Raw genomic sequence first — 13,891 nt, 5'->3', positions numbered from 1 at the left:
CGTTGGCAATTATGAATCTGCGACCAGTTTTAAGAGCAAACCGCAGCTCTGCATGCACCGAAGGCTTCGCGACCTGCGTCGAAGCCGGTCGCCCCCTTTTACTGAAGGTTAGACTATGCAGCCTCAAAAAAGTTGCTGAAACTGACCAGTCGTCAACCTAAGCCGGTATCATAGCCTAGAAGCCGTATTCACGCCACAGTGCTTTTGATCCACATCAAAATCAATGCAAAGCATGTTCCGGGGCAAAGAGCAGCGCTATATCCGCTTCGTCAAAGCGATACACTTCCTGACAATACTCGCAGGTGACCACAATGGCTCCCTCACTGCGCAGAGTGTCCTCTGCTTCTGCTGACCCCAGGGAAATCAGCATGCGTTCTACCTTTTCACGGGAACAGGAACAGGCAAAACCCAGCGCCTGGGGCTCATGCAAACGTACTGCGGAATCGGGAAAAATTTCCGGCAGGAACTGCTGAGGATGCGCCTTGAGTAAAGATTGATCTGAACCAACGGCGATGAATTGCGTGGCCAATTCCCAATCTTCCTCCGCCAGCACGCCGGGCAGGCGTTGCAGAAAGTATCCTCCGGCTTGCTGTAGCGACGGGTCTGCTACTAACCGAAAATAAGCTGGCGACTGAACCGATTCCGCAAAATACGCATTCAGGGAAAGAGTCAGACTCTCACGGAGTTCCACCAACCCCTGATATCGTTCTCGATCCATGCCCATATCGATCGTAATAGCCAACAGGGCATCGGGTAATTGCGATAAATCGACCGATACGCCCTCTTCCCAGCTTCCATAAGCGCGCATCCCGCCTGCAGCAGTCATTTCCGCCACCAGCAGTTTCAATGGACCCTTACTCTGCGCCTGAATAATCAAGCGTTCATAATTTTTCTGGGTAGTGGCCAGTAAGGCCAGCCCAACCAGGACTTCACCCAGCAACTGGGCGACTTCGGCCTGACCCTGAAAATCCCGCAATACCCGCGCATAAATAGCATCCAGACGACAGCGCGCGCCCCGCAAGGGCAGGGTTTCCCAATAAAAGCTCTGCGAAAAATCAGTCATGGTCATGGTCATCCTCAAAATCCAAATCTTCCAGGCCCTTGCGCATTAACGGCAGCATGGCCCGCTGCAACTGCTTGAACAAACGCGGATCACGGGTTTCCTGTTGGGCCAGCAATTCTTTCATGTGCTGGCGTTCCGTGGGTTTACCAAAGCAGGCGGGGCAGTTTTCATAAATTACCGGGAGCTGCTGCTCTTCGGCATGTTGGCGCATCTGCCGTTCGCGACAATACACCAGGGGCCGAATCACCCGTAAGTCGCCTTCACGTACCCGATAATGAGCTTTCATGGTCCGCATTTCCCCATTGTAAAACATGGACATGAAGAAACTTTCGGCAAAGTCGTCGAGATGTTGGCCCAGCGCCAGCACATTGTAACCCTCACGCCGGGCACAACGATACAGCACTCCTCTGCGCATCCGCGCACAAAAACTGCAATAAGAGGGACGCAGCAGATGTTTCTTGGCCCGTTCATAAATATCCTGACGTTCCAGGAAATAGGGAATTTCCAAAGACGCCATGTAGGGCACCAGTACTTGTGGGTCGTAATCCGGACTCATGGGATCCACCGTCGCCACACCCAATTCAAAAGGTACCGAAAATTGACGCTGCATGGCCCGCAGCATATGCAATAAGGTGAGGGAATCCTTACCCCCGGATAAAGCCAGCAAGATACGATCACCGGGGTGGATCATGCGAAAATCTGCCACGGCCCGGCCAATGCGTCGCTGCAGGAGCTTGGGTACGGGCAGACGCGGCGCCACTGCAGGCTGCAAATCCGGACTCATCCCGCACTCGGGGTGACAAGTTCCTCAGGGCTGACCACTGCAGCGCCCAGCTTACCCACCACAATACCTGCCGCGCGGTTGGCCAGTTCTACGGCCTGATCCATCGGCCACCCCGCTGCCAGGGCAGTAGCCAGGGTAGCAATGACCGTATCTCCGGCACCGGTCACATCAAATACCTCACGGGCCCGGGCAGGGTGATGATGAATAGCGTTCTCGGTGAACAGGGTCATCCCCTCTTCGCCCCGGGTCACCAACAGGGCCTGCAGCTGCAATTTTTGCCGCCATTCCTTGCCCAGGTCGAGGAATGCTGTTTCACTGCTCCAGGTACCGGCCACCGCCTGAAATTCACCGAGGTTGGGGGTGATGATGGTAGCTCCGCTATAAGGACGGTAATCCCGCCCCTTGGGATCAATCAACACCGGCAAATCTGCTGCCCTCCCGGCGGCAATGAGGCTTTCCACCTCGCCCAAGGCACCCTTCCCGTAGTCAGAGAGTAACAGGGCGCCCGCACCATCCAGCACCGCATGCAGGTCGGCGCGCATGGCAGCCCCATGCTCAGGACTGGGCTGTGATTCAAAATCCATGCGCAGCAACTGCTGTTGATGGCCGATGACCCGCAGTTTGACAGTGGTAGGATAAGCGGCATCCGCAATCAACCGGGTCTGCACTCCGGCCTTTTCCAGCAGGACAGAAAGTTGAGTACCAGCCGCATCCTGACCGACTGGAGCCAGCAAATGGGCTTTCGCCCCTAAAGACACCACATTGAGTGCCACATTGGCCGCCCCACCCGGCCGTTCTTCTTCCCGCCGGACCTGGACCACTGGTACAGGCGCTTCAGGAGAAATCCGCTCTACTTTGCCGAACCAGTAACGGTCCAGCATCACGTCACCGATGATGGCGACATGGGCCTGATCGAGATTACGGAGAGAGTCTGGCATTACGGGCGTCCAATGGCGGAGTAACGGAATCCTTCCGCCCGCAAGGTGGCAGGTTCATAAATATTGCGGCCATCGACAATGATGGGCTGACGCAACAAGCGGCGCATTTTGGCAAAATCCGGGCTGCGGAACTCCTGCCATTCAGTGCAAATGACCAGGGCATCAGCCCCCTCACAGGCGGCATAAGGATCTTCACAGAGGACCAGCGCTGCCTGACCGCCATAAAGGCGCCTTAGCTCATCCATCGCCACCGGATCATAGGCCTGCACAGTGCCGCCTCTCTGCCAGATGCCCGCCATCAACGCCCGGCTGGGTGCTTCGCGCAGATCATCGGTATTGGGTTTGAACGCCAGTCCCCAGATGGCAATATGTTTGCCGGTGAGATTTTCACCCAGAGCCGCGACCAGTTTCTTCTCGAGAATCTGCTTCTGCCGATTATTGACGGCTTCTACGGCGGTCAGCAGCGGCGCCGCAAAATCATGCTGCCGGGCACTGTATTCGAGGGCACGAACGTCCTTGGGAAAACAGGACCCGCCATAACCACAACCGGGATAAATGAAGGAGTAACCAATGCGCGGATCCGCCCCAATACCGCGCCGCACCTGTTCAATATCTGCTCCCACGCACTCCGCCAGCCCGGCCAGTTCATTCATCAGGGAAATTTTGGTGGCCAGCATGACATTGGCGGCGTACTTGGTCAGTTCAGCGGAAGGCGGGTCCATGACGATGAGACGGTCATGATTGCGATTGAAAGGTGCATAGAGGGCGCGCATTTTCTCCGCTGCCACTGCATCGTTCGTTCCGATCACAATCCGGTCGGGTTTCATGAAGTCTGCAACGGCAGCACCTTCCTTGAGAAACTCGGGATTGGAAACCACGACAAAGGGAATCTCAACCTTACGCCTGAGCAGGGCAGCCGCGATATGGTCCTGAACCTTGCGGGCCGTACCCACTGGGACTGTGGATTTGTTGATGACGATGCCAGGCTTCTGGAGATGTGCGCCGATTTCATCGGCCACAGCCAGCACATGACGCAAATCGGCTGACCCATCTTCTTCGGGAGGTGTGCCTACGGCAATGAAAATAAAATCCCCGTGGGCCACCCCAGCAGAAATATCAGTGGTAAACTGTAGCCTTCCGCTTTTGACGCCCTCCTGAACAATACCCGGCAGGTCCGGTTCATAGATGGGTACCTCGGCCTCGCGCAGGCGCGCGACTTTTTCGGCATCGATATCGACGCAAAGCACCTGATTGCCGACCTGAGCGAGACAGGCACCGGTGACCAAACCCACATAACCGGTTCCGACGACCGTAATTTTCATGATTTATACTCCCAATTCCAGAATAACCACGGCCGTGGCGTAACGACGTTCATCACTGATGGACAACCAGGTACGCACTTCCCTTCCCCATTGCCCCAGCAACTCAGCGGATTTTCCAGCCATGAGCAACTGCGGACGACCGGCAGCATCGTGGGTTACCTGCACATCCGACCAGCGCATGCCCGCACCAAGGCCACTACCCAGGGCCTTGTAAGCCGCTTCTTTAGCGGCAAAACGTCGCGCCAGAAAGGCCGCAGCGGCGGTGCTTTCCGCAGGCAACTCGGCACACTCCAGGGAGCCCAACAGACGTTCGGCAAAACGGTGGCCATAGCGCGTATGCAGACGGGCCATGCGTTCGACCGCCACAATATCCGTTCCCATCCCCACAATCATCCCCGCGCCTCAAGCATCAAGCGTTTCATTTCCGTCACGGCAGCAGCCAATCCGGAAAATACGGCGTGGGACACTATGGCATGGCCAATATTCAACTCCCGAATACCGGGAATGGCGGCTATGGCCTGGACATTGTGGTAATCCAGCCCATGGCCGGCATTCACCTGCAAGCCCAGACTCTCGGCAAAGTTGACCGCACTGATGATCAGCTCCAGCTCTTCCTGACGTTTTGCCGGCTGCCGGGCGTTGGCATAACGACCCGTATGCAGTTCGATGACAGGCGCACCGCTTTCAGCGGCAGCCTCCAGTTGAAAGGGATCAGGATCAACAAACAGGGAAACACGCACACCTGCAGTAGCCAGCCGCTGGCAGGCTTCCTTGATGCGCGGCATTTGTCCGGCGACATCCAGCCCGCCTTCCGTAGTCAGTTCGGCGCGACGCTCGGGGACCAGGCAGCAATCGCTGGGCGCCAGGCGTTCGGCAATGCGCAGCACCCCCTCCTCCACCGCCATTTCCAGATTGAGTCGGGTTTGTAAGGTCTGGCTGAGGATTTCAATGTCCCGATCCTGGATATGCCGACGATCCTCGCGGAGATGGGCAGTAATGGCATCGGCTCCGGCGCGCTCGGCAATAAAGGCGGCTTCGATGGGATCGGGGTAACGGGTACCCCTGGCCTGACGCAGGGTGGCCACATGATCAATATTTACGCCCAAGGCAATCATGCCAATTGCTCCTTCTATCAGTGGGATGCTATCTGTTTGCCGCGCTGCAAGTATGCCGCAAGGAGGCGACGGCTCTCCAGTGCCCGGCTACCGAGATGCACTTGCAATTCCCGCTCCAGATACTGCCGGAGGTGGACATTATAACCGCAAGCCGGGGCAGAATTCATCGGACCGCTGAGCCATTCCAACGCTTCTGCAGGTATGGCCACAGAAGCATCTCGCGGAGCATGGCGGGGACAGAAAACCCCCGACTGCGCTGCATAAAACCAGGTAGTGCCAGGGGACAAGGGGATTCCACAATGCCCGCATTGCCCCAGATCTGCTGCCCAACCTAAGGCTTCCAGCAAATGGCGCTCATAGCGGCGAAGATTCCAGGCAATATTGGGTATATTGCTCAATGCCTTGATTGTGTTTTCATATTCCGCAAAAAACTCAGGAAAAGGATCCCCACGCCGGGTGAGTCGCAACAATAATTCGTTCATGTAAAACAAGCTCAGATTCTGCAGCGTGTTCAAAGGCAGGAGAGTACCCAGCTCCTCGGCTTGCACCAGCAGAGGAAGATCGCCTTTTCCCAGCCAGCGAATCCACAGGGGTCGCCCCGCCTCGATGCTGGCAAAAGCTGAGCGCGGGCGGCGCGCGCCTTTGGCCAGCACCCCCAGACGGCCATACTGCTGACTGAAAAACTCCACTATCAGGCTGGAATCCCCGTAAGCATAGCGATGCAGAACCCAGGCCCGGTCACCCGCGTCAGTCGTCATACCCCAGCTCGCGCAGGATGTGCGTATCCTCGGTCCACTGTTCTTTTTGCTTTACCCAGAGGCCGAGCCAGACCCGCTCTTCGGTCAACTGCTGCAGCGCTTCCCGGGCCCGGCTGCCAATCACCCGCAACCGACTGCCCCCTTCACCGAGAATAATGGCTTTCTGCCCCGGCTTGCGGCAGTAGATAGTGGCTTCAATACGCTGCTGCCCGTTTTCCACCTGATAACTGTCAATGGCGACGGCAGTGTCATAGGGTAACTCCGCCCCCAGTTGCCGGAAAATCTGCTCGCGAATGATCTCGGCAGCCATGAAGCGCAGGTTACGATCCGTGACCTGATCTTCGGGGAAAATGGCGGGCGCAGTCGGCAAGAGCGGAATCAGAATATCCGCCAACTTTTCCATATCGCTGGTTTTGCGCGCAGATACGGGAACTACTGCCACAAAATTGGCGCGCTCGGTCAGGTTTTGCAAATAAGGGAACAGACGCTCCTTGGCCTTGATTTTATCGATTTTGTTCACCACAGCCAGGAGTGGCAGGCCACTGCGTTGCAGCCAGCGCAAGGCTTCTGCATCGTCTTCCATCCACAGCATGGCTTCCAGCACCAAGACGCCCAGATCCGCAGACTCCAGAGCGCCACGGGTGGCTCTCAGCAGATGCCGGTTGAGACTACGGTAACCACTATGTACACCGGGGGTATCCAGAAACAGGGCCTGACCGTCCGGACGGGTTAAAATACCCAGAATCTGATCGCGGGTGGTTTGCGGACGGGGAGCAGTAATACTGATTTTCTGCCCCACCAGATGATTCAACAGGGTAGATTTACCTACATTGGGACGCCCCAGCAGGGCCACATAGCCACTCCGGTACGGATGTGCGGTTTCTAAAGCCTCGTTTTCAGCCACGCGACAGATTCTGTAGTTGTGCAAGCATCAGGGCTGCCGCTTGTTGTTCCGCTTTACGCCGACTGCCATCTTCTGCTTCCGTGGAAGCTACTTCGGGCACGCTGCAACGCGCCACAAAGCGTCTTTCATGGGCCTGCCCCTTTTCTTCGACCAGCGTATAAACCGGTAAGGGCCGCCCTTTGCCCTGCAAAAATTCCTGCAGCCGGGTTTTCGGATCGCGTAATTCTGCATCCCCCAACTGATCGGTAATGCGTGGTTCCATCAGCTTCAGGACTATCCCCTCGGCAGCTGCAAAACCGCCATCCAGAAAGGCAGCACCGATCACCGCTTCCAGAGCATCAGCGCGAATGGAATCCCGTCTGGCACCGCCACTGCGCACTTCGCCCGGCCCCAGGATAAGGTAATCAGCCAGGGCAATTTCACCGGCAATTTCTGCCAGGGTTTCTTCCCGTACCAAGCGCGCCCGCATCCGCGATAAATCACCTTCACTCACCTTGGGAAACCGCGCAAACAAGCGCGCAGCCACCACAAAGTTCAAGGCCGCATCACCCAAAAACTCCAGACGCTCATTGTGCGCTGCTCCCGCACTGCGGTGGGTGACTGCCTGCGTGAGCAGGTGCATCCTTTCAAAATGATACCCGACTGCTTTTTGCAGCATATCCAGCGAAGCCATAACCTCAGTCTCTATCTTTTTCAAACACCAAAAATGGCTTTAATCATACACGGAAATAGCTGCTTGCGGATACTCTCCTTGAGCGGGCCGGGTCTTGAATAGGGCCTTGAGTTGAATCCTGGAATGAGCTTTACCTTGCGCGCTGCAGCGCCTCTTCCTCAATGCCCGCCTTTGGCCTGAAAATGCAAGAGCAGGCTCATATTTCCGGCCAGGGGAACAATTTTGTCGTAAGTCACCGTAATCAGCACGGGCCCGTTACCGGCCTTTTCAATCACGATGTCCTTTTGCGGGATATGAATCATGGCCACGCCCAAACGGCCATTAAGATTATACAGAATTTGTCCTGCTGACTCCTCTGGACCAGCCTGCTGCGCCTGTTGCTTGACAATGTTTTGCAGGGACCAGTAATCGTAATAACTCGGCATGACCTTGACCACAAATGCAATGACCAGCACCAGTATCAAAATCCAGAAAATCACTCCGATCAGACCAATTCCAGCTTCTGGCGAGGGATTGGCAGAAAGATTGGCAGAAGGATTGACAGACAGTCTCTCTCTGTTGCGTAACCACTGAACTGGACCTGGCATGAGGCAATACTCCGTACACGGCAAATGAAATCAGTTTTTATTTAGTCGGCAAGCATCATTCATGCAAGGAGTAAGCCGGTATTAATGTTGGCCATCCAGGGAGCGACCAATCTGCTTCCAGCGGATGGACCAATCTTCTGCATCCCAGGAAAACCAGACAAACATGGCCTTACCGACAATATTGCGCTCCGGCACCACGCCCCAGAAGCGGCTGTCATTACTGTTATCACGGTCGTCTCCCATCATGAAGTAGGAATGGGGAGGGACCTTGTAGGGACCGAAATCCATCTGCGCTTCTGGGGTGTCAAACTCAATAATATGAAAATGATGACCACCCAGTTCCTGGGCATATTCTTTAGTCGGAATGACCATGCCTTCGGCACCCTGACCTTCCGGGCGATAGTTGAAATTGCCGATAAACTTCTGGGGAATCAGTTTGCCATTGATATAAAGATCATTACCTTTCACTTCAATGGTATCGCCGGGTAATCCAATAACCCGCTTGATGTAATCAATGCGGGGATTCTTCGGATAACGAAATACCATGATGTCCCCCGCTTCCACCGGGCTGCCCCGGGTAATCGGAGTATGGATCAAAGGCAGTCGCAATCCCCACTGGAATTTATTGACGAGGACAAAATCCCCGACCCGCAGGGTCGGAATCATGGAACCGGAAGGAATCTGAAAAGGTTCAAAAAGAAAGGAGCGAATCAAAAAAACCACCAGCAACACCGGAAAAAAACTGCGGGCATATTCGACAATAATGGATTCACGGGTTTCCTTGTCACGTCTGCGCCGGAGAAAAATGACATCCACCAGCCAGATCAGGCCAGATACAAGCACCGCCAGAAACAACCCCAAAGTAAAATCCATCGATGTATTTCCTTCCTGTTTAGCGTTTATCGCTCTTCAGTACAGCCAAAAATGCTTCCTGGGGAATTTCCACATGCCCCACCTGTTTCATGCGTTTTTTGCCCTCTTTCTGTTTCTCCAGCAATTTACGTTTGCGGGAAACATCTCCGCCATAACATTTAGCCAGCACATTTTTGCGCATGGCCTTGACGGATTCACGGGCAATGATGCGCGCTCCAATGGCCGCTTGTATGGCCACTTCGAACATTTGCCGGGGAATAAGTTCACGCAAACGGGTGACCAGCTCACGACCACGCCGTTCAGAAACATCCCGATGCACAATCCAGGACAGGGCATCGAGTTTTTCCCCATTGATGAGAATATCCATTTTCACCAGGGGCCCACTTTCGAAGCGGGCAAATTCATAGTCCATGGAGGCATAGCCCCGACTGACGGATTTCAGGCGATCAAAAAAGTCCAGAACCACTTCGTTATGGGGTAATTCATAGCGCAGCATGACTTGCCCGCCGGTAAACTGCATATTCTTCTGGCGACCCCGGCGTTCTTCGCACAAGGCAATGACCGGCCCCAGATAGGTTTCGGGCACCAGAATATTGGCACTGATGACCGGCTCCTGAAAGTCGGCAATTTTCTGCACCGGGGGTAATTCCGCAGGATTGGAAATTTTCAGGGTCTGACCATCAGTGGTAATCACCTGATACACCACCGTCGGTGCGGTGCTGATGAGTTCCAGTTGATATTCCCGCTCCAGCCGCTCCTGCACAATTTCCATGTGTAGCAAGCCCAGAAAACCACAGCGGAACCCGAAGCCCAGGGCCTGGGAAGTTTCCGGTTCAAATTGCAGGGCCGCATCATTCAGACGCAGTTTCTGCAGGGCTTCACGAAAATCTTCATAATCGGAGGAATCCACCGGGTACAAACCAGTAAACACCTGGGGCTGAACCTCCCGGAAACCCGGCAGGGCCTGACTTGCCGGACGATCCTGTTCGGTCAGGGTGTCACCTACCCGTGCCCCTTCAATGCTTTTAACTCCGGCGATGACAAAACCCACAGCACCTGTTTCCAGCGCCGGCACCGTCAGCGATTTGGGAGTAAAAACACCGACTTTTTCGACCACATAATTTTTCTGCCCGGCCATGGTGACTACCCGTTGTCCGGGTCGGATAGCGCCATTCATGACGCGCACCAGGACCACCGTGCCCAGGTAGTTGTCAAACCAGGAGTCAATGATGAGGGCCTGTAGAGGAGCATTACTGTCCCCTTGGGGGGCGGGAATCCGTTCGACCACTCTTTCGAGAATTTCCCGGATGCCAATGCCTTCCTTGGCGCTGGCTTCGATGGCGTCATCGGCTGGGAGGCCGACAATTTCTTCAATTTCCGTGCGTACCCGGGCGGGATCCGCCGCCGGCAGATCAATTTTATTGAGTACCGGGACGATTTCCAGATCATGTTCCAGGGCCGTGTAGCAGTTGGCGACACTCTGGGCTTCCACGCCCTGGGAAGCATCCACCACCAGCAAGGCGCCCTCACAGGCCGCCAGAGAGCGGCTGACCTCATAGGAAAAATCCACATGACCGGGGGTGTCAATCAGGTTGAACTGATATTCCTGACCGTCTTTGGCCTTGAATTGCAGGCGCACACTTTGCGCCTTGATGGTAATTCCCCGCTCTTTTTCAATATCCATCGTATCCAGTACCTGACTGGACATTTCCCGCTCGGTCAGTGCACCACACAAGCGGATGAACTGGTCTGCAAGCGTGGATTTACCGTGATCCACATGGGCAATAATGGAAAAATTACGAATATGTTGCTGCTCAGTCATAGACCCTTAGATCCCAGAGAACCCGACGGAATTACCGTCTTGCTCGACACCTTAACAAAAAGGGCCGGGAGTTACACCCAGCCCCTGCCCTCTGCCTTATGTTTTAGCGTGGTAGTGAGAGTACCAGATAGAAGCTGCCATCACCGCGTCGGACCAGCACAGGGATGGGCTGACCGGCGGGTAGTGATGCGACCAGTTTCTGCAACGCACTGACGTTGTTGATGGGCTGCTGGGCCACCTGGAGAATGACATCGCCGGGACGAATACCGGCTTCTGCGGCAATTCCCGGTGCGACTCCCAATACCAGCACCCCGGTATTGACGTTCAGTTGCTTCCGCGCTTCGGCGGTGAGCGGACCCACTTCAATATGCAGCCGTCGGATTTCACCCTTCTGGGTTTGTCCACCGGGCGTTCCGGCATTTTCGGCGCTTTTGTCCATATCACCGGGCAGGCTTTCCACCACAATATTCAAGCTCATGGGTTTGCCATCCCGAATAATACCCAGCTTGGCCTTGTATCCGGCCGGTAGAGCCCCGACCATGGGCGGTAACTGACCGGAGTTATAAATGGCATGCCCGTCAAAGGACACAATCACATCTCCCGGACGCAAGCCCGCCTTGGCTGCGGGACCATCGGGAACCACCTGGGATACCAGGGCGCCGATAGGCTCCTTCATGTGGAAGGATTTGGCCAGATCCATGCTGACATCCTGAATCATGACGCCGAGCCAGCCAAAATGCACTTTCTGATGCAATTTGAGCTGTTTGACCGCATCCATGGCCACATTGATGGGGATGGAAAAAGACAATCCCATGTAGCCGCCACTGTTGGTGTAGATCTGGTCATTGATACCGACTACCTGACCCCGCATATTGAACAATGGCCCCCCGGAATTGCCGGGGTTAATGGGCACATCGGTCTGAATAAAGGGAATATAGGGATCATCGGGTAGCGGTCGGGAGGTAGCACTGACTACCCCTTGGGTAACGCTGTTTTCGAAACCGAAGGGAGAACCCACGGCCAGCACCCACTGCCCTACTTCCAGCTTGCCTGAATCCCCGATTTGTACCGTCGGCAGATTGTTGGCATCGATCTTGAGCAAGGCCACATCAATACGTGAGGATAAGCCTACCAAATGGGCCGTATATTGATGATGATTGGTCAGGCTGACAATGATTTTCTGGGCACCCTTGACCACATGGGCCGCTGTGACGATGTAACCGTCCGGGCTGACAATGAAGCCGGAGCCCAGGGACTGCACTTCATACTTATGGCTGGGAGAGGCACCGTTTTCCTGATTACCTCCCGGCTGACCCGGAGCGCCGAAAAAAGGCGCAAAAAACTGATTCAGGGGAGAATCCGGCGGAAAAGGTGAACCGCCGCCACGCGCAGTTTTGGTTTCCGTGGTACTGATGTTGACCACAGCCGGCCCATATTGTTTGACAATGGGCGTAAAGTCCGGAAGTGCGACCATGGCCGGAGGAACCGGGCTTGCATCGGCCATGGCTGGAAGCATTCCAGCAAAACCCAAGGAAAAACTGACACAAAGCGCCACTAACGGGCGCTGTTTACGCCGCAGATATTTATTCAAAGCACACTCCCTCCCGACTACAATGGTTACTTTTTAAGTTGCCCTGCTTATCATCTCGGTATCCGGGCTTATTGGCAACAAGTTGCTTTAGGGATAACCGCCAGCAGAATGGTAAGTTGAGATATTACTGATTCCTGCTGTGGAATTATATACCGTGCTTTGCAGGCCTCCTCCGGAATCAGGGTAATAAGCAGATGCGGACACCGGTAGATAATTACTCTGCCCGGGAATCCAGAGTCGCTTGATATCCCGTTGAATCATCAGGTCGGGGCCGGCAGGCTGGACATTGAAATCGCCAACCGGGCGGAGATGGAACACTTCCCGTGTCCCTTGCGAGTGCTTCAACAGAGCAGTCTGGGTGTAATGACCGGCATGAAGTGCATCTATCTGCCCGCCGGAGAGGGTGTTTCGGGGTAGCAGGCCGACCAAAGTGACCGAAACTACCAGCACGGCGGCTACCGAACCTGCCTTCATCCACAATGAACCGGAAAGACGGCGTGATCCGAACTCACGAGGGGCAAGAATAGCAGGCTCATCGGCAATCTGTGCGGCTATGCGGTCGGCAAATCCGGACGATGCCCACTGAGTACCCTTACGATCATTCTGTAGTAAAAAAGAAATCCGGTACTGATTTTCCCAGGCATCCCGCAAACTTCGCTCGGTTTGCAAACGCGCGGCCATACGATTGGCTTGCAAAGGCCCCATTTCGCCTTCCATGAAGGCCATCAGCTCTTCTCTACTTTGATTATTCATGACTGTTCCTGATTTAACAAAGGTGCCAAAACCTTGGCAATGGCTTCCCGTGCCCTGAAAATCCGTGATCTCACCGTCCCCACTGGACATTCCATCACTTGCGCAATTTCGTCATAACTGAGCCCTTCAAACTCCCTGAGTGTTACCGCCGTTCGCAAATCTTCCGGCAAATCTGATAAGGCCCCGTCAATATGTTCCGCCAGTTCCTTGCTGAGCAGAACACCTTCCGGAGTATCATATTCTCTTAGTCCATCAGCACCGGCAAATTGTTCCGCATCTTCGGTTTCGGCATCAACAATAGAGACCTGCCGCCCCTGGGCGACCAGATGATTTTTGGCGGTATTGACGGCAATGCGATACAGCCAGGTATAAAAGGCGCTATCCCCGCGAAAATTTTTCAGGGCGCGATAGGCTTTGACAAAAGCTTCCTGGGCGACATCTTCGGCTTCTTCCGGGGTGCGCACAAAGCGACCGACCAGAGCGACTACCTTGTGCTGATATTTGCGCACCAGCAGATCGAAAGCCTTTTTTTCTCCTTTTTGTACCCGCTGAACGAGCAGCAAGTCCGTGGACGCGCCGCTTTCCGGCGCGCCGCTGGAGCCGCGTCCACTGGTTTTACTCATTCGGCCATCCTTTAGGGTTCTGGTGCCGTTCTTCACCTTGTTAGCGCGACATCGTATCATGACCCGCGCGTTTTCTTGCAACACC

Annotated in this window: 15 protein-coding genes and 1 other RNA gene; all 16 read right to left on the bottom strand. The window is 54.9% G+C overall.

Translation table 11 applies throughout. From position 1 onward, the window contains the following. Window positions 1-96, bottom strand: a transfer-messenger RNA (tmRNA) gene (gene ssrA, locus AC2VLR_RS01495); the annotation flags it as partial. 124 nt (window positions 97-220) lie between these two features. After that, window positions 221-1,063, bottom strand: coding sequence for an Hsp33 family molecular chaperone HslO (gene hslO / locus AC2VLR_RS01490; protein WP_486880547.1), 843 nt, complete (start codon window positions 1,061-1,063; stop codon window positions 221-223). Then, window positions 1,056-1,847 (bottom strand): PP-loop family protein, encoded by a 792-nt coding sequence (locus AC2VLR_RS01485; protein ID WP_486880546.1) that lies wholly within the window; start codon window positions 1,845-1,847, stop codon window positions 1,056-1,058. The genes hslO and AC2VLR_RS01485 overlap by 8 nt, the downstream gene beginning before the upstream one ends. After that, window positions 1,844-2,785, bottom strand: a complete 942-nt coding sequence (rfaE1, locus tag AC2VLR_RS01480; RefSeq protein ID WP_486880545.1) for a D-glycero-beta-D-manno-heptose-7-phosphate kinase — start codon at window positions 2,783-2,785, stop codon at window positions 1,844-1,846. The genes AC2VLR_RS01485 and rfaE1 overlap by 4 nt, the downstream gene beginning before the upstream one ends. Then, entirely contained in the window at window positions 2,785-4,107 is a 1,323-nt protein-coding gene (locus tag AC2VLR_RS01475) for a UDP-glucose dehydrogenase family protein (RefSeq protein ID WP_486880544.1), read from the bottom strand. Before AC2VLR_RS01475 ends, rfaE1 begins: the two co-directional genes overlap by 1 nt. Before the next feature lie 3 nt (window positions 4,108-4,110). Continuing rightward, window positions 4,111-4,500 carry a holo-ACP synthase gene (acpS, locus tag AC2VLR_RS01470; protein WP_486880543.1) on the bottom strand — a complete coding sequence of 130 codons (390 nt, stop codon included), beginning with the start codon at window positions 4,498-4,500 and terminating at the stop codon, window positions 4,111-4,113. Beyond that, entirely contained in the window at window positions 4,497-5,222 is a 726-nt protein-coding gene (gene pdxJ / locus AC2VLR_RS01465) for a pyridoxine 5'-phosphate synthase (RefSeq protein WP_486880542.1), read from the bottom strand. The genes acpS and pdxJ overlap by 4 nt, the downstream gene beginning before the upstream one ends. Before the next feature lie 17 nt (window positions 5,223-5,239). Continuing rightward, window positions 5,240-5,980 carry a DNA repair protein RecO gene (recO, locus tag AC2VLR_RS01460; RefSeq protein ID WP_486880541.1) on the bottom strand — a complete coding sequence of 247 codons (741 nt, stop codon included), beginning with the start codon at window positions 5,978-5,980 and terminating at the stop codon, window positions 5,240-5,242. After that, on the bottom strand, window positions 5,970-6,884 hold the full coding sequence (era, locus tag AC2VLR_RS01455) for a GTPase Era (RefSeq protein ID WP_215842176.1): 915 nt from the start codon (window positions 6,882-6,884) through the stop codon (window positions 5,970-5,972). Before era ends, recO begins: the two co-directional genes overlap by 11 nt. Then, the gene (gene rnc / locus AC2VLR_RS01450) at window positions 6,877-7,557 is read right to left on the bottom strand and encodes a ribonuclease III (protein ID WP_486880540.1); all 681 of its coding nucleotides are present in this window, start codon (window positions 7,555-7,557) and stop codon (window positions 6,877-6,879) included. The genes era and rnc overlap by 8 nt, the downstream gene beginning before the upstream one ends. 158 nt (window positions 7,558-7,715) lie before the next feature. Next, window positions 7,716-8,144 (bottom strand): DUF4845 domain-containing protein, encoded by a 429-nt coding sequence (locus tag AC2VLR_RS01445; RefSeq protein WP_486880539.1) that lies wholly within the window; start codon window positions 8,142-8,144, stop codon window positions 7,716-7,718. 81 nt (window positions 8,145-8,225) lie between these two features. Then, window positions 8,226-9,017, bottom strand: a complete 792-nt coding sequence (lepB, locus tag AC2VLR_RS01440) for a signal peptidase I (protein WP_486880538.1) — start codon at window positions 9,015-9,017, stop codon at window positions 8,226-8,228. 19 nt (window positions 9,018-9,036) lie between these two features. Next, window positions 9,037-10,839 (bottom strand): translation elongation factor 4, encoded by a 1,803-nt coding sequence (lepA, locus tag AC2VLR_RS01435; RefSeq protein ID WP_486880537.1) that lies wholly within the window; start codon window positions 10,837-10,839, stop codon window positions 9,037-9,039. 103 nt (window positions 10,840-10,942) lie between these two features. After that, window positions 10,943-12,355 carry a DegQ family serine endoprotease gene (locus tag AC2VLR_RS01430; protein ID WP_486880548.1) on the bottom strand — a complete coding sequence of 471 codons (1,413 nt, stop codon included), beginning with the start codon at window positions 12,353-12,355 and terminating at the stop codon, window positions 10,943-10,945. Between the two features lie 162 nt (window positions 12,356-12,517). Beyond that, the gene (locus AC2VLR_RS01425; RefSeq protein WP_486880536.1) at window positions 12,518-13,183 is read right to left on the bottom strand and encodes a sigma-E factor negative regulatory protein; all 666 of its coding nucleotides are present in this window, start codon (window positions 13,181-13,183) and stop codon (window positions 12,518-12,520) included. After that, complete coding sequence (rpoE, locus tag AC2VLR_RS01420; RefSeq protein WP_486880535.1) at window positions 13,180-13,806, bottom strand: RNA polymerase sigma factor RpoE; 627 nt, start codon at window positions 13,804-13,806, stop codon at window positions 13,180-13,182. Before rpoE ends, AC2VLR_RS01425 begins: the two co-directional genes overlap by 4 nt. Window positions 13,807-13,891 lie beyond the last annotated feature (85 nt).

This window comes from Acidithiobacillus sp. TH-A117 (assembly GCF_057473465.1).
The sequence above is the reverse complement of the archived record's forward strand: the minus strand, read 5'-3'. Positions and strand labels throughout refer to the sequence as shown.